We start from the raw sequence: 18,815 nt of genomic DNA, 5'->3' as shown, positions 1-18,815 counted from the left end.
ATAACTGGGAATAGGTAGATAGCAGGCAAATCTAATTTGTTTTGGGCATTGTCACATCGTCGCCTTTTGAGCATCGAGATCGACGAAAGAAATAGAGCTTTGTTTTTGTTAAATGTACTTTTGCACTATTGATGAAAGTGCGCTGATTGGCTCTCATAAAGAGTGAGGAAGAATGGTGTGGAGAATGTTAAAGCCCTCAAAAAGAGGGCTCTGGATTAGAGTTTGCGATTAAAGATCGAAGCGGTCGTTGTTCATCACTTTCACCCACGCGGCAACAAAATCTTGTACGAACTTCTCTTTGTTGTCGTCTTGAGCGTAAACCTCGGCATAAGAGCGGAGCACCGAGTTCGAACCAAACACCAAATCCACACGTGACGCTGTCCATCTTGTTTGGCCAGAAGCGCGCTCGCGGATTTCGTATTCGTTATCACCGACTGGATGCCAGGTGTAACTCATATCAGTGAGGTTGACGAAGAAGTCGTTAGTTAGCGCGCCGACGTTATCGGTGAGTACGCCTTGGCTCGTGCCGCCATAGTTGGTGCCCAGTACGCGCATACCGCCGATAAGCACTGTCATCTCAACCGCAGTTAGCTGCATCAATTGACTTCTTTCAAGCAAAAGTTCCTCCGCGGTGACCACGTAATCGGATTTTAGCCAGTTACGGAATCCATCATGGATTGGCTCGAGTACATCGAACGAATCGGCGTCGGTTATTGCATCGGTAGCATCTCCACGGCCTTGGCTAAATGGTACTGAGATATCCATTCCAGCATTGGAGGCGGCCTTCTCAATACCTACGCTACCACCGAGTACAATCATATCGGCCATGCTGATAGGTGAGTGGTGCGTAGTGCGAATCGAATCCAGCACATTGAGTACTTTCTGCAATCTTTCAGGTTCGTTACCTACCCAGTCTTTTTGTGGAGCAAGGCGAATACGAGCGCCATTTGCCCCGCCGCGACGGTCAGAGCCACGGTAAGTACGTGCGCTATCCCATGCCGTGGAAACCAACTCGGCAATGCTCAATTCGCTATTGAGAATCGCCATTTTGAGCGCATCGATATTGTCTTCAGACAGATAGTAAGAGACTGGTGGGACCGGATCTTGCCAAATCAAATCTTCCGCTGGCACATCGGGGCCAAGGTAACGAGACTTAGGGCCTAAATCGCGGTGCGTTAGCTTGAACCAAGCGCGAGCAAAGCAATCTTCGAACTCTTTTGGGTTGTCACGAAAGCGCTCCGCAATCTTGCGATATTCAGGGTCATATTTGAGCGCCATATCCGCATCGGTCATCATCGGATTGTGACGGATGCTAGCGTCTTCCACATCCACAGGCATGTCTTCTTCTTTGATGTCTACTGGTTCCCATTGGGCGGCACCTGCAGGGCTCTTGGTGATTTCCCAATCGTAGGTGAACAGTAAGTGGAAGTATCCGTTATCCCACTTCGTTGGGTTAGTAGTCCATGCACCTTCAACGCCACTGGTGACAGTATCACGCCCTATGCCACGAGAGGTCTTATTGAGCCAGCCAAAACCTTGGTCTTCAATTTCTGCGCCTTCAGGCTCTGGCCCAAGTACCGAAGCATCGCCATTACCATGAGCTTTACCCACGGTATGGCCGCCAGCTGTTAGCGCAACAGTTTCTTCATCGTTCATTGCCATTCGCGCAAAGGTGACTCGCATGTCGTGTGCGGTTTTGAGTGGGTCTGGTTTGCCATCGACGCCTTCTGGGTTCACGTAAATCAAGCCCATCATCACCGCGGCGAGTGGGTTCTCAAGATCGCGTTCGCCAGAGTAACGGTTATTTTCGCCGCCGCTCGGTTGTAGCCACTCTTTCTCTGCACCCCAGTAGATGTCTCTTTCTGGGTGCCAAATGTCTTCACGACCGCCTGCAAAACCGAACGTTTTAAAGCCCATCGATTCATAAGCCATGTTGCCAGCAAGGATCATTAAGTCTGCCCAAGAGAGCTTGTTGCCGTATTTTCTTTTGATTGGCCACAGTAGACGTCGTGCTTTGTCGAGGTTGCCGTTATCAGGCCAACTGTTGAGTGGCGCAAAACGCTGGTTCCCTCGACTTGCGCCACCACGACCATCTGCAATTCGATATGTACCTGCAGAGTGCCACGCCATACGAATCATTAAGCCACCGTAATTACCCCAGTCTGCTGGCCACCAATCTTGGCTGTCGGTCATCAGATCTTTCAGGTCTTTTTTCACTTCCTCGAAATCGAGAGAGTTAAACGCGTCGGCATAGTTAAAGTCCGCGCCCATTGGATCGGTCTTATGATCGTGCTGATGAAGAATGTCGAGGTTGAGGCTTTTCGGCCACCAATTGAACTCGCTGGCTTGTTGGTTAGTGTTCGCTCCGTGCATAACAGGACATTTGGAGTGATGGTTTTTGTCGCTCATCTCTTGCTCCCTAACAAGGCTTAGTGTCCCAAAAGTTTAGTTATTGGTTGGGTATTTTGCTTTGATGTTTTACTACGGTGACCAAAAGCGAAAAATCTCGAGATGGAGGGAGCCATAAGCGTCAGTTTTTCTGAAATGGATCGCAGATATAGCGATTCAGCATTTAACTTCGGTCCGCTTGCCTTGAGCCTACAGAGCAAAACTTAGCGTAGATTTATGGAGAATGTAGATGGAGCTTGATATTGCTTACTCACCGACGATAGTTGCAATCGGATTAACTGGTTTCGTTTTTCTGGTTCAGCTTCTTGTTCTGGACGTATTGGGTTTAGCCCAAAGACATACCCCGGGACATCCCATAGAAGCAGATCATGAAAGTTTTCTATTTAGGGCGTCACGGTCACTACATAACAGTAATGAGAGTGTTGGCATCTACATCTTGTTTGTGATGTTCGCATTACTATCTAGTGCATCTGCTGATCTGCTCAATATCGCAGTTTGGGTATACTTGACTGGTCGTGTGTTGCATATGCTGTTTTACTACATCAACTTAAAAATACTAAGAAGTATTGCATTTGTAATTAGCCTAATTGGATTAGGCGCGATTTTTATTTTAGGAGCCATTAATTGGTTCTAACTAAGGTATTCACGGATGAAAAGTAAACAGAACCGAGCGGTATTGTTTGCGTTTGTATCAGGTAGCGTGTTTGGCGCTGCACTGGTCATCGCAATGTATATCCAAATTTGATTCAGTGTTGGTTGAACCTATCAAAACTGGAAAATCAAGTTATGCAAGGTGTAGGGTTGTTTTTAGCTCTGCTCCTTGTTAGTTTAAAAAATATGAAAACGACATTTACCCCTTCATCAAACTTCTTCTGGTGGCGCTCTAATTAGAGCGGCGCGGAATCCTTACATTCTTACGCTGCTGGACGGTAGCTAAGAGTGTCTTGTCTTTTTTATCTCCAGTAGCGATCTATTTTTAGTCGGAGATAAGTCATGAACACCACACTAAATACTCAACAACGTGAAATCATTCTTACTGGCGATCGAGCTACAGGCCCTTTGCATTTAGGCCATTACGTTGGTTCATTACAGCAGCGTGTTGCGCTACAAAGTCAGCACGATCAAACCATTTTAGTTGCCGACATGCAGGGGTTAACCGATAACGCGCACAACCCTTCTAAGGTCTCTTCTAATATTCTGAACGTGGTGGCGGATTATCTTGCGGTAGGCATCGACCCGACTCAAACGACCATCTGTTTGCAGTCTCAGGTGCCAGCGCTTGCTGAACTCACCATGTACTACAGCAATCTGGTTTCAATTGCGCGGTTAGAGCGTAACCCGACGGTAAAAAACGAGATCCAAAATAAAGGCTTTGAACGTTCGATTCCGACAGGGTTTCTGACTTACCCAATCTCTCAAGCGGCAGATATAACAGGCTTTCACGCTACCTTAGTTCCTGTCGGCGATGATCAATTGCCAATGCTTGAGCAAACTAACGAAATCGTAAGAAAAATAAACCATCTCGGTGGAAAAGAGATTCTGAAGGAGTGCCGTCCGCTGCTCAGCGACGCGCCGCGTTTGCCTAGTACCGATGGTAAAAACAAGATGTCGAAAAGCATGGGTAACGCGATTAATCTAGGGGCTACAGAGAAAGAGATTTCAGCGGCTGTGAAGTCTATGTACACAGACCCAAACCACTTGCGTATCGAAGACCCGGGCCAAGTGGAAGGCAACATTGTGTTCACTTACCTAGATGCTTTTCATACCGATAAAGATTATGTTGAAGAGCTAAAAGCACATTATCGTCGTGGCGGGCTAGGTGACGGCACTACCAAGAAAGTATTGGAAGAATGCTTACAAGAAATGCTACGACCAATCCGAGAAAAACGCGCCATGTTCCTAGATGATAAAGCGCAGCTTGTCGATATCCTCAAACAAGGCAGCCAACGTTCACGTGAGAAAACCGAACAAGTACTGTTTGATGTAAAAGGTGTGTTTGGTTTGAACCTGTTCTGAGATTCGCGGATACAGCTACATCGCGTGCGTATTCAACGTACAGCAGTGCGGACACTCAATAGGGGCTCTTTATCTAATGGGCCCTATTATATTCGGCAAAACCTATTGATTTAATTGATGTAAGCGATTGGACTAGTTTATTTCCCCTCTGCAACAATCCTGCCATTGAAACCTTTCGCAACCCTGAAATCTCGCCCCAATTATCTTCATCCATCGTTAAATCGAGTTTCTTTTGTGATTAGGTTACCGAATTGGAACTGACTTAGCCAAAATCACATCTTATTTGTAATTTTTGCAAGGCTTGGAAGGTCTGGTTTCTTTCGTGGAAAAATAAAAATAGAGGCTACTGATCAAGTAGCCCTCAACTTTCTCGTTTGCTATCAGGAGTATGAAATGCAATACCTTGCTCAGTTGAAAGTGAGAACTCGTTTGGCGCTAGGTTTTGGTACGTTAGTAGCGCTAATGGCAGTGCTTACAATAGTTGGAATTCAAAAGGTTAACTTTATCGATATGACCTTGTCTGAGGTGACAGACATTAACTCAGTAAAACAACGATATGCGATTAACTATCGCGGCAGCGTTCATGATCGCGCGATTGCCATTCGCGATGTGGTTATGGCCCGTGATGCACAAGAAATGCGTGTTTTTGAAAATGAGATCAAAAGGCTTGAAGAATTCTACCGTCAGTCGGAGCTGCTTATGCAGAAGATGAAGGCTGATGGTGTTCCTTTTACGGAAAAGGAGCTAAAAATCTTGCGCAGTATTGATGATATTCAGGCGCAGACATTGCCTTTGGTGCAAGAGGTCATTAGCAAGAAAGAAAACGGCGAACCAGTCACCACAATACTGTTAGACCAAGTTCGCCCTAGCTTTGCAATGTGGTTGAAGGCGATCAATGAGTTCATCGATTATCAAGAGGAATTGAATCAACAACTCACACCGATTGCTCGTGAACAGGCAAGTGGATTTCAAAGCTTGATGCTTGCTTTGAGTGGAATTGCTTTACTGATTTCAATCTTAGTTGGCTTTGTTATCGAACGCAGTTTCCGACGTTCACTGGGTGGTGAACCGTTTGTCGCTCAAAGTGCGATTCAGAAGATGGCTGAAGGTGAGTTAACACAAGATCATAGCGATAGTGCGCCGGGCAGTATTTTGCATTCGTTGTCTTTGATGTCAGAAAAACTAAGCTCGATCGTCAGCAATATTCGCGGAGCATCAGAACAATTGGCAGAACAAGTCGAAGAGGTGTCTCACGGTTCTCGCTCGGTATTTGATACGGCTCAACAGCAAGCCTCACTGACGGACCAAATGGCGATTAGATTGGAAACGATGCATGCTCGCATTGATGAGATTGCCAAGATCGTTCATTTATCGGAGCAAAACTCTGCTAACACATCAGAGAATGCTCGTGATGGCCGTGAGCGTATTGCTGCTGTTGCAGAGCAAATGTTGTCAGTTACCGCTGCGGTGAATGGCACTGTCGGGCAAGTGAAAGCGCTAGAGGCAAAAACGCGCGATATTGGTGGCATTGTGAATATGATCAGTGACATCTCTGAGCAGACCAACTTATTGGCGCTCAATGCTGCAATTGAAGCGGCGCGAGCAGGTGAGTCTGGACGTGGTTTTGCTGTTGTTGCAGATGAGGTGAGAAATCTAGCTAAACGTACTGGTGAAGCAACGACTCAAATTGAAAGCATGTTGAAAGAGGTTCAAGCACAAACGGTTGCCAGCGTAAATGCGATGGAAAGCACTCAACCACAAGTGGAAAGTTGTCAAAGGAACACTGAAGAAGCGACGCATTTATTGGTGAGTATTGAGAAACAAGCGCAGGATTCACTGGAACGAGTTCGTGACATTGTGGGTGCGACAGAAGCACAAGTTCAAGTAGTGAGCGAGCTTGTAGTGGCGATGGATCAAATTTCCAGTATGTCTAAAGACTCGATTGATTCGATGAAAAATAACGACGTTGCAAGCCAAAATCTGAATGCGCTTTCGAACAGACTAAAAGAAGAAGTCGCGTTTTTTAAAGTCTAGGTGTATTGACCTAGTGTTCTATTTATCATCAAAAAACGCACGCTAAATTAAATAGCGTGCGATTTTCATCTATTCACTCAAGTTTCTAACTATTTTGCTCGTTGTTTTTTGAAAAGCTTCGAGCTCTTCCGAAGACATATCTTGTGTCATTTTTTTGAGTATCAACTCATCAACGTGTGCGATCTTTTCCATGACTACATTGCCTTCATCTGTGACTCGGAGCCATTGGCTACGTTTGTCTTCTGGATTCGCTTCTTTAACGATTAGACGTTGTTCAAGCAAGACTTTGATCAGTCGCGTGACCTGTGCTTTATCGCGATCCAAGTAGTTGGAAATGTCGATGGCGGTACATTGAGCTTTACGAGAAATGATTTTTAGCACCCGCACATGCATTGGTGTGATGTCTAAATCTAAATGTTCAATTTGTTCATGCAGGTTGCGCTTGAGCGTATGAACCAATCTAAACAAGCCGTCTAGAGTGTTTTTTTCGGACACAAGAATACCTTTCCTTAAATATAGTTGACAAAGTCAATTAAAAATATATAGTTGACATTATCAACTTTGTTGGCTGCTAATTCAATACGGGAGAGCTCCATCAGTTCTCAAAATAGGATGTCGAAGCTAGGGAGTGAGTTGGTGGTATGGATGTAATCGTTGTGGTACTCGTCATCAAACTTATGTTGAACCGCATTTAAAGAGCGAAAGCCTTTGCTCATAATCAATTACCCGAGAGTGAAAAAATGATGTCTAACAACCGAAAAGATAAGCACTACCGAATTACTGTTGAAGAAGTAAACAGTCAAGGTCAAGTAGAGAACACTTTACAGTTTGAGCATACTGATAGGGAAGATATGCTTAAAGTCGTTGATAGCCTGAGAAAGGGAAGTGGACTTGATGAAGCTGAGGCGACAAAAGTTGGTGTAGCAATACGTTTGCTAGGCCCTGTGATGATGAAAGACAGAAAGCACCCACTGTTCATTGACTTCATGCCAGCGTTCAAAGTGTTTATGCAGAATTTAAAGAGTACAGTTAAATCAGCTATTGCTGACTAGTTATTACCACCGCTTTATATCGAAAAACCGAACTGTAATGGTTCGGTTTTTTTGTGTCACCATAAAAGCGCAATTGATTGATGAGATTTTGGAAATTCGTCGTGAAGTATTACTGAAAAAAATAGCTGATTATTGAAGCGGTATATATAAGTCGAGCTACGTATCAAAATCAGAAAATAGTGATAACAACTTTATCAATGGGTGGTTAAAGTGAGCGTGTAACGCCCCGGTTATAAAGAGGCGTGAAGTAGTCACATTGTTAGTAAGTATTGTTTTTTGCGTTTGATGTCGTTTCATTTTTGAGACGTCTCATTAACGCTGTCGCGAGGAAGTTTATGAGTATTAAAGACTTAAGTGTCGTAAAGAAAATATGGTTGAGTTATTTGACTGTGTTTGTCGTATTTGCAGTGGTATCTATTATGTTGGTGCTGAGCTTATCGACTCTGAATAAGAATATTGCGGTACTTACAGAGAAGAGCCTACCGTCGGTTGCTATTCTGAAGGGGATTCAAGTCGACATCACTAAAGTGCGAAAAGATGAGTTTTCGTTGCTTCCAAATGGGGATCACCCAAAGATTGGTGAATGGCTGAAAGATCTTGATCAATGGCGTGCAGATGTGCAGTCAGGGATTGCCGCTTTTGAAGCATTGAATTTAAATACGGAAGAAAAGCAATCGTTTGCCGTATTTAAGGAAACTTGGAACCAGTACATAAAAGAGACCAAACCTTATAATGATTTACTTAGCCAAGGTAAGTCGGATGAAGCGAACACAGTCGTCTTATTCAGTTTCTCAACTTACTCAAAAGCACTGAATAGTTTAGATGATACGCTCGCGCTAAATGATGAGCTTGTGAACCATATCGGTGAAGAAGTGCATGCAGAGGCGCTTTCCACTCAATACAGCGCTGGTATTGGTGCGCTCGTTATTATCGTGGTCATCGCGTTGTCTTCAGTTTTACTTTCACGTGCGATTTGTCGTCCAGTAGATCGTGCATTGGCATTTGCTTCTAAGATCGCGCAGGGTCAGTTGAACAACACGATTGATGAGGAAGATCTAACTAAAGATGAGCTCGGTACTTTGCTAAAAGAGCTTGTGACGATGCAAAGCAATTTGCATTCATTAGTATCTGAAATTAGTGATTCGACCATTCAATTGACCGCTGCAGTAGAAGAGGTCAGCGCAATCTCTTCTCAAACCGCTTCTGGTATGCAGAATCAGCAGCTTGAATTGAGCTCCGTCGCTTCTGCAATGACAGAGATGCAAGCCGCTGTAGGGGAAGTGGCACAAAATACCGAAGTAGGTGCGACTTCTGCTTACTCAGCTACCGAGGTAGCGAAGCAGGGTACGGAAACGCTTCAACAAACTATTGCTGTTATCGAGCGTGTATCGCAGACAATTCAAGAGTCAGATGATTTAGCACAGGAGCTTGAATCTAGTTCGAACAACATCAACCTAGTTGTAGATGTGATTCGTGGCATCGCGGAGCAGACAAACTTGCTAGCGCTTAACGCAGCAATTGAAGCGGCGCGTGCGGGTGAACAAGGGCGAGGATTTGCGGTGGTTGCAGATGAGGTTCGTTCCTTAGCTCAACGTACTCAGGATTCAACTTCACAAATCATCGAAATCGTGAATCAACTGCAAGAAAACACCAGCAAGATGGGGCACTCAAGTCGAGATTGCCAAGCAGGCATCGCTCAGTGTGTCGAGCAGGTAAATGAGGCGGGCAATCAGATCAATGAAATTGAGCACTCGGTGGATAACATTGCTCAAATGAGTACTCAAATCGCGACGGCGTGTAGCGAGCAGAACTCAGTCTCTGAGGAACTGAATCGTAGTGTCGAGCACATCAATAGTGCATCAACAGAAATGGCTGAAGGGGCATCGCAAACGGCGGTGGCTTGTCAGCAGATTAGTAGTCTTGCCCATAATCTGAAATCAAGAATGGAAACCTTCAAGCTCTAAGAGAAGGTAGAATAAGAAGCCCTAGCATTATTGCTAGGGCTTTGTTTTTTTGGCATGGCCGATTACAGCTTAGCGGCTATCTGGTCTGTTAGATTACTTAAGCCTTCAGAAAGTGCATCAACAAGTGCGTCGTAGCCGTCGTTTTGCAAGGGAACATTGATGTTTACTGGCGCGCTGTTTGTCACTTTGCCATTCGCATCAATAATTAACCATTCGCCTTCGAGCTCCGCATTGCCTTCAAAGTTACCGTTGAACTTGCTTAGAGAAAGCTGAAGTTTGCTTTCGTGACTCTGATCGAGCAAGTTGTTGACTTCAACAGGCCAGTATTGCGTTTGTTTGGTTCGTAGTTCGTTAATCACGCGAGAAGTGATCTGCTCAGAAATGCTGTGTGCCCATTGATTGTGCTTTGCTTGAACAATCTGAGTTTCTGATGTGCGATACACAATTCCGCTATCAGCGAGATAACTGGCTAACTCGACAGGACGAACAATGAGCGGAGTGCGTTGGACTACTAGGGTGCTATTAATGTTTGCTGCGCTTAACTCTGGCAACACATAAAAGGCATCGGTTTTTTGCGGAGCGCTACTGCAGCCAGCGAGTAGGGCAGAGATCAATAAAATTCTACGTTTCATTATTTTTGTCCTCTAACTGGCATTGGGTCGTTCATCTCATCTTTACCAAATACAAGTGAGTTTGGCTTATCGTTCAATTGCTGCAGGACGGGCCTGAACTCGGTCATCACTTTCTCTAGCTCTTTCAACGTTGATTCCATTTCGCTGTACATCGTTGAGTTCGGGCCATAGCCATCAAGTGTCTTTTGCAACTGCTGCAGGCTTTGACGAATATCCGCTGGTATTGCTTTAGTGTCTTGTTGATTTAGCAACTTATCGATACTGCTCGCGACACGCTCTGCAGATGCTAATGTCTTCTCGGAGGTCTTTAGCGTCTTGTTTAGGGAAAGCAATGTATCTTCCATTGGTAGATTGTTGATCTTAGTTAGGAAGTCATTAACCTGTCGTTGTACTTGAGCAAAGCCCCCTTGTTTTGTAGGGAACACATCTAAGCCCTCGAAAGTACTTGCTACGTATGGGGCTTCCTCGGGGTAGAAGTCTGTATCAATATACAATGCACCAGTCAGCAAGTTACCAGTTTTTAGCGTGCCGCGAAGGCCTTTCTTAAACTCTTCTTTTAACTTGCCTTTAAACAGCGGAAGTTTATCTACTGGAAGATTGTCATAAACTCGACCCAATTCGATACGTACTAATACTGGAATTTTCTTTGCGGAAAAATCTTCCTCAGGGGTTGGCATGCGCATAGGCACTTTCATCACAGTACCAATTCTTAGGCCTCTGTACTCAACAGGTGCTTTGCGTTTCAACCCTCGAACCGATTCTTCAAACATCATAACGAATTGAATGTACTCGTCATACATGCCTTCACGAACCTGTTTCACGTCATCGAATAAACGGAATTTTGTCATGTCTTCAGTGACTTCTGCACCATCTCCAATTCCTGGAATCGTATCAAATGTCACACCGCCGGTGATCAACGTTTCTAAGGAGCCGAATTTGACTTCGAAGCCTTCAGCGTTTAACTGAAGATCGACGCCAGAGCTCAACCAAAAGTGTGTTTTAGTTCGAATGAGACTGTCGTATGGCTTGAAGATAAACAGTTGGTATAGTGCACGGCGAGTATCAACATCAAAACTTGTAGTTTCAACACGACCGACAGTAAAGCCTTTGTAGATAACCGGATCGCCAATGCCCAGTTTACCTGCCTCTCGGTTGGTCAGTACTACTCGTAAACCTTCCGCATCAGGAGCGGCGACAGGTGGAACATCTAACACATCAAAGTGCTCTTGCTCTATGTTTGATTTACCAGGTTGAAGCTGAATATAAGCACCGGAAAGCAGTGTTTCTAAGCCCGATACGCCTTCACGACCGATACGAGGTTTTACCACCCAAAACATCGAGTCTTCGCGAAGCATGCGCTTAGCATCTTTATTCATCTGTGCGGTGGCAATGATGTGGTCATAGTCCTTGCTCAGTTTTACATCGGTAATCACCCCAACCTTAACGTTTAGAGCTTTGATCTCGGTTTTTCCGACTTCAATACCCTCTGCGGTTGGAAGTTTTAGGGTGATTTCTGGCCCGGTACTGTTGACGTACTGAAACAGCATCCATGCGCCCATTGCCAATGCAAGAATTGGGATAATCCAAATCGCAGATATCTGCTTTTGTGGGGTTATTTGAGCGGTTATTTTGTTCTCATCACTCATATTTAGCTTTCTCAGTTAAGTTATCTGTTATTGGCTCCTGCGCTTGTTTTTGTGGAAGTTGCCACAATAAACGCGAGTCAAAAATCATTGCAGAGAGCATGGTAAAAATGACCACTGCAGCGAAAGAGAGTGCTGCAGGGCCAGGGTATATTGCCATTAAGTTCTGTAGTTGCACTAAAGCCACTAAGATGGCGACGACAAAGATATCGATCATTGACCAACGGCCAATGAACTCGGTCATACGGTACACTTTTAAACGCGAGATACTCTCTTCCGGAGGTAAGTATTGTGCTTTTTGGGCGTTGTAGTACAACCAGGCCAGCGCGAGCATTTTGGCCATCGGGATAAATACACTAGCGAAGAAGATAACTGCAGCAATCGGGTAAGAGCCCAGTTGCCACAGCAGCACGACACCTTCCATGATTGTTGAACCTTCGGAATGACCAAGGCTGACGGTATACATCATTGGGTATAAGTTGGCTGGGATATAGAAAATGATCGACGCAAACAATAGTGCCCAGGCTTTTTGCAGGTTGTTTATGGGATCGTACTTATGCACTGGGCTTTGGCAGCGAATACACTTCTGGTGTTTTTTATCTTCAATAGGGTTCAGTTGATGACAAGTGTGGCAGCCGATGTGATTCTCGCTGTGGTGAGTGTCGCCTTCTTTTACACTTGGTAGCTCTACCGCCGCAATGAAGTGCCCCCAGAGCCAGCTTCTATCGACCATAGAAATACATTTAACAACTAACACCGTATACACGCAGAATGCCCAGAATGAGCTGCCCATACCGACATCTGCGAGAGAGGCGATTTTAATCAGGCTAACCAATACACCAATCAGAAATACATCGACCATTAGCCAAGGTTCCACCCGGAATAAAATCCGGCACAGCACTTTTGCCATACGCGTTTTCTTTTTGCTTAATGGGTGCTTCGTTGATTTCAATGCTTCCAAGTGAAGGAACAATATCAGACCGACATATATGGCAGGTAACACGACTACGGTAGCCAGTAAAAGGACACCAAGTAAAACGTTGTGAAACTCAGCCAGCATTTTGGCTGCATGCATTAACGTTATTTCTTGTGTGAGCCCTTGAACGCTAAATGACATGAATGGAAATGAAATGCTCAAAACCAACATGATCAAACTAGCGATCGATACCGCCACTACACTTTGATAGGGTTTAGCGTTAACTTTTGTTAGTGAGTGCTCGCAGCGTGGACACTGTGCTTTTTGACCTTGCTGTATATCTGGAATACGGACAACTAGGCCGCATTCTTCACAGGCGATCAATTGGCGAGAATTAGGTTGAATGCTCATTCAATTATTATTTCGTACTTTTAATAACTAAGAATAACCCTTTTTATCGATATGCGCTTGTTTTAGCTGGGTTGTTTTGCTCTCTTCTTACATTCGTTACTAAAAATCCTGCTCAAATTTGGCTTTAACGAAGTCGATGAAGGTACGAAGACGTTTAGGTTGGTAGCGATCACGATGGAAGATGGCAGACAGCGGCACAGACGGGATCTCCCATTCCGGCATCACTTTAACCAGTTGGCCTCGCTCGACTTCCTCGTCACAGTAACTCAGTGGCACACGAATAATTCCATTACCGTGTAATGCGCCCATCACAAGTGCTCGTCCGTTCTTGCAACGCAGATTACCTTTCACTATCACATCGCTGTGCTCTTTCGGGTTAGCAACGTTGCGGTAACTCCAGCGAGTGACTGAGCCCGTTAGCGTGCGATGTTTGGCTAACTCTTTTGGGGTGACCGGCTCGCCGTAAGTCTTCAGGTATCTCGGGCTTGCAAGCGTCACCATATCAATCATCATCAGCTTACGTGCGACAAAGCCTGCGTCTTCCAACTCGCCCATGCGAATCGCCACGTCAAACTGATCTTCAATCAAATCAATGCGTGGCGAAGAGAAGTCGAGATCGACCGTAATGTTCGGGTATTCCAACATGAACTCATTGACGTATTTGGCAATGATGTCTTCACCGATGTAGCCACCCACACAGTTTACGCGAATCAAACCACGCACTTCTTGAGTGTCGTCGACCGCGGCGATTAACGCTTGGTCGATATCGTGCAGTGCTTTCTCACATTCTTGATAGAAACGTTCACCAGCATGAGTTAGACGCAGTGTTCGTGTGGTGCGGGTCAGCAAGGTCACGCCCATCTGTGCTTCAAGCCCACTGATTTGGCGAGACACATGAGAACGAGAGACAGAAAGTGCTTCTGCCGCTTTGGTGAAGTTACCCAGTTGAGCGATCAAAACGAACGAGCGAATATCAGCAAGATTAACTTTATTGAGCATGTTGAATTATTTACGGAAACGGTAGTCATAAGACTATCATAATTAGTTACCAATGAGAGCGACGCAAAAAATCATACCACTTGAGGTTTATGCTAACTTGCGTATGATTTCCGGCGTTTCCACATTTATCGAAGTTAGAATGCATTCATCCACCTTACAATCTGCTGCGTCACGACAACAGGGCAAATGGCTCCTAGCGCTAATAGGCTGGGTGATTGTGGTGTGTCTGATGAAAAATTCTGGCTTGATGTTCAGCTGTGCCATGCAATATGACGCAAGTTCGACTTCTGCGGTTGTCGGCGATGAAGTTAAAATCGTAAAAGCAGAAAAAGGGCATGACACGAGTAAATGTGAGCTGTCTGAAAAGCTGATTCAATTTGCTCAACAACAACTGGAAACCTTGGTCGTTGTATTATTTGTTGGCATTTTTGCGCTTGTCGTGTGGCGCTGTTGTGCGTTCGCCAGCAAAAGACAATGGACCGAACCGATAGCCCAAAAGTATCGAGTCCATCTCACCCTGTGTGTATTCCGCGAATGACAAGTGATTTCTGACGAGTTTCGAATCGTCAGTCTTTTTCTACACTTGTTTTTAACTAGGAATAACTATGAACCACATGAAAAAAACGACTCAAGCCGCGTTGATGCTTATCATGACGCTGGCACTGAGCTTATTCTCGCTAATTGCACAAGCACAAACGACAGACACGGGATGGCTGACCAACCCGCAGCATCCACCTGTGCAAACGCGCTTTGTCTTAACGGGCCAGCAAGATCCAAATACCAACACACTCACTGGTTACCTTGATGTCAAACTGATCGGTGATTGGAAAACTTACTGGCGTTCGCCGGGTGAGGGCGGTGTTGCTCCTTCCATTGATTGGGAAAAGTCGCAAAACCTAACCAAAGTGGATTGGCAATGGCCGTACCCGCAGAAATACGAGCTGCTTGGTATCGAGACGCTAGGCTACAAAGGTGACACCGTCTTCCCAATGACGTTGCACGTCGAAGACATGAACAAACCAGTGACGATTGATGCGACGCTGACCCTGTCTTCATGTACCACCATTTGTGTACTAACCGATTACCACATTCAACTGTCTTTCCTACCTTCCGACCTACAAGTTGATGAAGGAGTGATGTTCACTTACGCGCAAGCGGTCAGCAGTGTGCCTCAAGCGTCGCCATTTGTTGAAGTGACAGAAGCAAATTGGGATGCAAACCAATCTAAGCTACAAATCAAACTGACTAACTCACAAGGTTGGCAAAAACCTGAAGTGTTGGTTGATGGTGTCGATGAAGCAACCAGCGATTACAGCTTCAAATTAGAAGGACAGCATCAAGAGGGCAATACACTTACCGTAAACTACCTAGTGAATACTTGGTTGGGTGATGTAGAGCTGGATAACCAATCGGTTTACGTCTCAATCAAAGACAACAACTTACTTGCGCAAGAAACCGCGCAAGCAAAAGCAGGCGTTATCACGCAAACTTTGCCAAGTACGTCTTTGGTGAACATTTTCTTGTTCGCGTTACTCGGTGGTTTGATTCTCAACATCATGCCTTGCGTGCTACCAGTATTGGGCATGAAGCTAAGCAGCATCGTAGCGGCACAAGGGGTTGCACGTCGCCAAATTCGCACTCAATTCGTGGCTTCTTCGCTGGGTATTCTGACTTCGTTCTGGCTACTGGCTGGCTTTATCTTAGTGCTGAAGCTCACTGGTAACGCCATCGGCTGGGGCGTTCAATTCCAAAGCCCTTGGTTCTTAGGTCTAATGCTGTTGGTGACTGGACTGTTTGGTGCCAACATGCTTGGCTTGTTTGAGATTCGCCTGTCATCAGGTACCAACACTTGGTTAGCGTCGAAGGGCGATAACTCGCTATTTGGGCATTACGTGCAAGGTATGTTCGCGACTCTGTTAGCAACGCCTTGTTCAGCACCTTTCTTAGGCACTGCTGTTGCGTTTGCGCTGGGTGCAGACGTGGTGACTCTGTTTGCTATCTTCACTGCTTTAGCTTTGGGCATGGCACTGCCTTGGATCTTAGTGGCTATCTTCCCGGGCATTGCGTTGAAACTGCCAAAACCAGGTCAATGGATGAATGTCGTGAAAATCGTATTCGGCATAATGATGTTGGCAACCAGTGCATGGTTGTTGTCATTGATGGCGAATCACTTGCCAGTATTTTGGGTCATCCTGATCGGCTTGGTTGCGTTCATCGTTATCATGACGCGTGTTAAACGTATTTATGGCAATAAAGCGTTGGCAATTTCCGGCACGGTATCACTGGTACTGATTGCTGGTGGTCTTGTACTAGGCAGTGTGACTGCCAATCACTGGGCAACGCCATTGCCACAAGATTTGGCTTGGGAAAAACTGTCAAACGAAGCGATTGCAGACCACGTGAAGAATGGACGTGTGGTGTTCGTCGATGTTACCGCAGATTGGTGTGTGACTTGTAAAGCCAACAAGATCGGCGTGATCTGGCAAGATCCGGTTTACTCACTGTTGCAAAGCCCGAACGTGGCGACACTGAAAGGCGATTGGACACATCCGAATGGCTCAGTGACCGACTTCTTGCGTGCACATGGTCGCTTTGGTGTGCCATTTAATATCGTTTATGGTCCAGCTGCGCCAGAGGGGATTCCTCTACCAGTGATTTTGACTGACGATGTAGTGGTGAAAGCCATCGAACAAGCGAGCGGAGGCACGATTAAGTGAACACAGTAAAAAAGCGCAAGTCGCTCAAATACTGGCTTAGTCAAGCGTTGCAAATGGTGCTCATGGTGACCGTGATTTCGGTCGCCATGGATTGGTACCGCACCAAAGACATCCCTAAAGAGCAAGCACCGCCTCTGAGTGCGATCATGGCCGATGGCGAGTTTGTCGATGTGATTGCCAAAAGTCATGAAGAACCAGTGGTTGTGTACTTTTGGGCAACTTGGTGTCCGGCGTGTAAGTTTGTTAGCCCAAGCGTGAGTTGGTTAAGCGATTACTATGAAGTGGTTGCAGTATCCGGCGCATCCGGACCGGAAGAGCGCGTACAAAAGTTCATGCAGGCGAAAGACTACCAGTTCGACAACATCAACGATCCGAAAAGCAGCATTATGCAAGAATGGAGCATCAGCGTGACGCCGACTATCTATGTATTAAAAGATGGAAAGGTAAGCTCAATCACCACAGGTGTTACGACACCAATAGGCATTTTAGCAAGGATCTGGATGGCCTAAATCAATGTGTAGCACGTCGACTTTTTTCACGCTTTTACAATGACATAAGTGTGCAGGTGAGCATGGCGTGCTACATTGGCAAACGTTCAAAGATCAAGGAGGAATCATGGACGTTGCTAAAATGTATGATGAAGTATCTGAGCGCTATCAGAAATTAATCGAAGACAGCCAATATGTTGGTCCGCGCTGGATAGATGGAAAGCTAAAAGCACTCAATCTCCAACAAGCTTCTGCTCTTGATTTGGCTTGCGCCACTGGCAGTATTGGGGAGGTCATCAAAACGCATTACCCGGACGTTATTCTACACGGTTTGGATATTTCATCCAAAATGGTCGATAAAGCACGCGAAACAAACCTCTATCAAAGCGTCAACGTTCATAATCTCGACCAGCCTTTCTCTCCGGTTTTCAATCAAACCTTCGACATCATTACCGCTCTCGGATTCACGGAATTCCTTACCAATCCGCAATCGCTACTTCAATGCGTTGCCAACAAGCTCAATGCTGACGGACGCTGTTTTATCAGTTTCCAATGTCACGACCCAGAAGGAAAAGACCTCCCAAGAAACACCTATAGTGGCACGGTGGTACATACGGCTTACACCGAGAGAGAAGTCCGCGAATTCAGCGAAAATGCAGGGCTAGAAGTGGTGTCTTTGGAAAACCTCGTCGGCTACACATCAGGTGCAGGTTATGTATGTCGTTACCTGCTCTTAGAGCTAAGAAAGCCAAGTTAATAAATTAGATAAACAGGGGCTGTTTTTGAAGACACAAGATCTCAGTGAGTTTGCATCAGGCATGGAATACGATGCTCAGTATGATAAACATTACGAAGATGATATCGCTCTGATACAAAAGCACATTACCGCGATGGGAGCTCGAAGTTTGCTGTGGTACGGGTATTGTCACCATACCTGTCGCGAAGAAGCTCGATAATGCTGTCGGTATTGATATTGCCGAGGGGATGTTAAAACATGCTAAACGAAAAGCGCAGGGATTAGATAACCTTTCTTTCTTGCAACAGGATGCCACTCAATTCTCTCTCGATAAACGCTTCGACATGGCGATTATGACGGGCAACGCTTTCCAAGCTTTCCTCTCCGATGAGATGCTAGTTGGCGTCCTTAATTCGATTTCTAATCACCTCAATAGAGGTGGGCGTTTTATCTTTGATACCCGTTTACCAACGCCGGATAACTTGGAAATTGATGCTGAAATGTCCCTGTGGCAAACCTATGAATTGCCCGACAGAGGCGAAGTGAAGTACATGGGAATGAGCGAACGTTATGACGCTGAAAGTGCAATCCTTTATTTGAAGAAAAAACGTCACTACCAAGATGGGTCAACAACACACTCAAGCATTGATTTGAAGTATCGAAAGTTATCTGAAATTGAAGCGTTTCTTGCTCTGGCGGGGTTAAGTATTACCGAGAAATACAGTTCTTGGGCAGAAGAGAAGTTTTCTGAAAATTCAAACAACCTAATTTGCGTCGCAGAGAAGCTTTGATTTATTG

General features: G+C 45.4%; 17 protein-coding genes. 11 read left to right on the top strand and 6 right to left on the bottom strand.

Features of this window, described 5'->3' with window-relative positions; all coding sequences use genetic code 11:
* Positions 1–228: 228 nt before the first annotated feature.
* Complete coding sequence (gene katG, locus BSZ04_RS17870) at positions 229–2,409, bottom strand: catalase/peroxidase HPI (protein ID WP_088881030.1); 2,181 nt, start codon at positions 2,407–2,409, stop codon at positions 229–231.
* Positions 2,410–2,638: 229 nt separating this feature from the next.
* On the opposite strand from katG, the gene BSZ04_RS17865 reads away from it, so the two are divergent.
* From BSZ04_RS17865 to BSZ04_RS17855, 3 genes are all read left to right on the top strand, one after another.
* Positions 2,639–3,043: an MAPEG family protein gene (locus tag BSZ04_RS17865; RefSeq protein ID WP_010447359.1), complete on the top strand. Its 405-nt coding sequence runs from the start codon at positions 2,639–2,641 to the stop codon at positions 3,041–3,043.
* Between the two features lie 359 nt (positions 3,044–3,402).
* A complete protein-coding gene (gene trpS, locus BSZ04_RS17860) occupies positions 3,403–4,425 on the top strand; it encodes a tryptophan--tRNA ligase (RefSeq protein ID WP_010447362.1) in 1,023 nt (340 codons plus the stop codon).
* Between the two features lie 393 nt (positions 4,426–4,818).
* Positions 4,819–6,459, top strand: a complete 1,641-nt coding sequence (locus tag BSZ04_RS17855; RefSeq protein WP_088881029.1) for a methyl-accepting chemotaxis protein — start codon at positions 4,819–4,821, stop codon at positions 6,457–6,459.
* A 69-nt stretch (positions 6,460–6,528) separates the two neighbouring features.
* Here BSZ04_RS17855 and BSZ04_RS17850 read toward each other — a convergent pair whose 3' ends face one another.
* Positions 6,529–6,954 (bottom strand): MarR family winged helix-turn-helix transcriptional regulator, encoded by a 426-nt coding sequence (locus BSZ04_RS17850; protein ID WP_088881028.1) that lies wholly within the window; start codon positions 6,952–6,954, stop codon positions 6,529–6,531.
* Positions 6,955–7,199: 245 nt separating this feature from the next.
* Here BSZ04_RS17850 and BSZ04_RS17845 point away from each other — a divergent pair, with 245 nt between their 5' ends.
* On the top strand, positions 7,200–7,511 hold the full coding sequence (locus BSZ04_RS17845; RefSeq protein WP_010447370.1) for a DUF3861 domain-containing protein: 312 nt from the start codon (positions 7,200–7,202) through the stop codon (positions 7,509–7,511).
* Between the two features lie 335 nt (positions 7,512–7,846).
* Positions 7,847–9,475 carry a methyl-accepting chemotaxis protein gene (locus tag BSZ04_RS17840; RefSeq protein ID WP_088881027.1) on the top strand — a complete coding sequence of 543 codons (1,629 nt, stop codon included), beginning with the start codon at positions 7,847–7,849 and terminating at the stop codon, positions 9,473–9,475.
* Positions 9,476–9,537: 62 nt separating this feature from the next.
* Here the strand turns inward: BSZ04_RS17840 and BSZ04_RS17835 are convergent, their stop codons facing one another.
* The 4 genes from BSZ04_RS17835 to BSZ04_RS17820 form a co-directional block, all read right to left on the bottom strand.
* Positions 9,538–10,107 (bottom strand): PqiC family protein, encoded by a 570-nt coding sequence (locus BSZ04_RS17835; RefSeq protein WP_088881026.1) that lies wholly within the window; start codon positions 10,105–10,107, stop codon positions 9,538–9,540.
* A complete protein-coding gene (gene pqiB / locus BSZ04_RS17830) occupies positions 10,107–11,753 on the bottom strand; it encodes an intermembrane transport protein PqiB (protein WP_088881025.1) in 1,647 nt (548 codons plus the stop codon). The genes BSZ04_RS17835 and pqiB overlap by 1 nt, the downstream gene beginning before the upstream one ends.
* On the bottom strand, positions 11,746–13,077 hold the full coding sequence (locus BSZ04_RS17825) for a paraquat-inducible protein A (protein WP_010447377.1): 1,332 nt from the start codon (positions 13,075–13,077) through the stop codon (positions 11,746–11,748). Before BSZ04_RS17825 ends, pqiB begins: the two co-directional genes overlap by 8 nt.
* Positions 13,078–13,176: 99 nt before the next feature.
* Positions 13,177–14,076, bottom strand: coding sequence for a LysR family transcriptional regulator (locus BSZ04_RS17820; protein WP_088881024.1), 900 nt, complete (start codon positions 14,074–14,076; stop codon positions 13,177–13,179).
* Between the two features lie 139 nt (positions 14,077–14,215).
* Here BSZ04_RS17820 and BSZ04_RS17815 point away from each other — a divergent pair, with 139 nt between their 5' ends.
* The 6 genes from BSZ04_RS17815 to BSZ04_RS17795 all read left to right on the top strand — a co-directional run bounded on the left by BSZ04_RS17815 (position 14,216) and on the right by BSZ04_RS17795 (position 18,808).
* Positions 14,216–14,614 carry a hypothetical protein gene (locus BSZ04_RS17815; RefSeq protein ID WP_231896336.1) on the top strand — a complete coding sequence of 133 codons (399 nt, stop codon included), beginning with the start codon at positions 14,216–14,218 and terminating at the stop codon, positions 14,612–14,614.
* Positions 14,615–14,681: 67 nt separating this feature from the next.
* On the top strand, positions 14,682–16,793 hold the full coding sequence (locus tag BSZ04_RS17810) for a protein-disulfide reductase DsbD family protein (RefSeq protein ID WP_088881023.1): 2,112 nt from the start codon (positions 14,682–14,684) through the stop codon (positions 16,791–16,793).
* A complete protein-coding gene (locus BSZ04_RS17805; protein WP_038889907.1) occupies positions 16,790–17,302 on the top strand; it encodes a protein disulfide oxidoreductase in 513 nt (170 codons plus the stop codon). Before BSZ04_RS17810 ends, BSZ04_RS17805 begins: the two co-directional genes overlap by 4 nt.
* A gap of 106 nt (positions 17,303–17,408) precedes the next feature.
* Positions 17,409–18,038, top strand: a complete 630-nt coding sequence (locus BSZ04_RS17800) for a class I SAM-dependent DNA methyltransferase (RefSeq protein WP_088881022.1) — start codon at positions 17,409–17,411, stop codon at positions 18,036–18,038.
* Between the two features lie 25 nt (positions 18,039–18,063).
* Positions 18,064–18,237: a hypothetical protein gene (locus BSZ04_RS25305; RefSeq protein WP_231896300.1), complete on the top strand. Its 174-nt coding sequence runs from the start codon at positions 18,064–18,066 to the stop codon at positions 18,235–18,237.
* Positions 18,203–18,808, top strand: coding sequence for a class I SAM-dependent methyltransferase (locus BSZ04_RS17795; protein WP_338063143.1), 606 nt, complete (start codon positions 18,203–18,205; stop codon positions 18,806–18,808). The genes BSZ04_RS25305 and BSZ04_RS17795 overlap by 35 nt, the downstream gene beginning before the upstream one ends.
* Positions 18,809–18,815 lie beyond the last annotated feature (7 nt).

The sequence above is a fragment of the Vibrio rotiferianus genome (assembly GCF_002214395.1).
In the GTDB taxonomy this organism is placed as follows: Bacteria; Pseudomonadota; Gammaproteobacteria; order Enterobacterales; family Vibrionaceae; genus Vibrio; species Vibrio rotiferianus.
The sequence above is the reverse complement of the archived record's forward strand: the minus strand, read 5'-3'. Positions and strand labels throughout refer to the sequence as shown.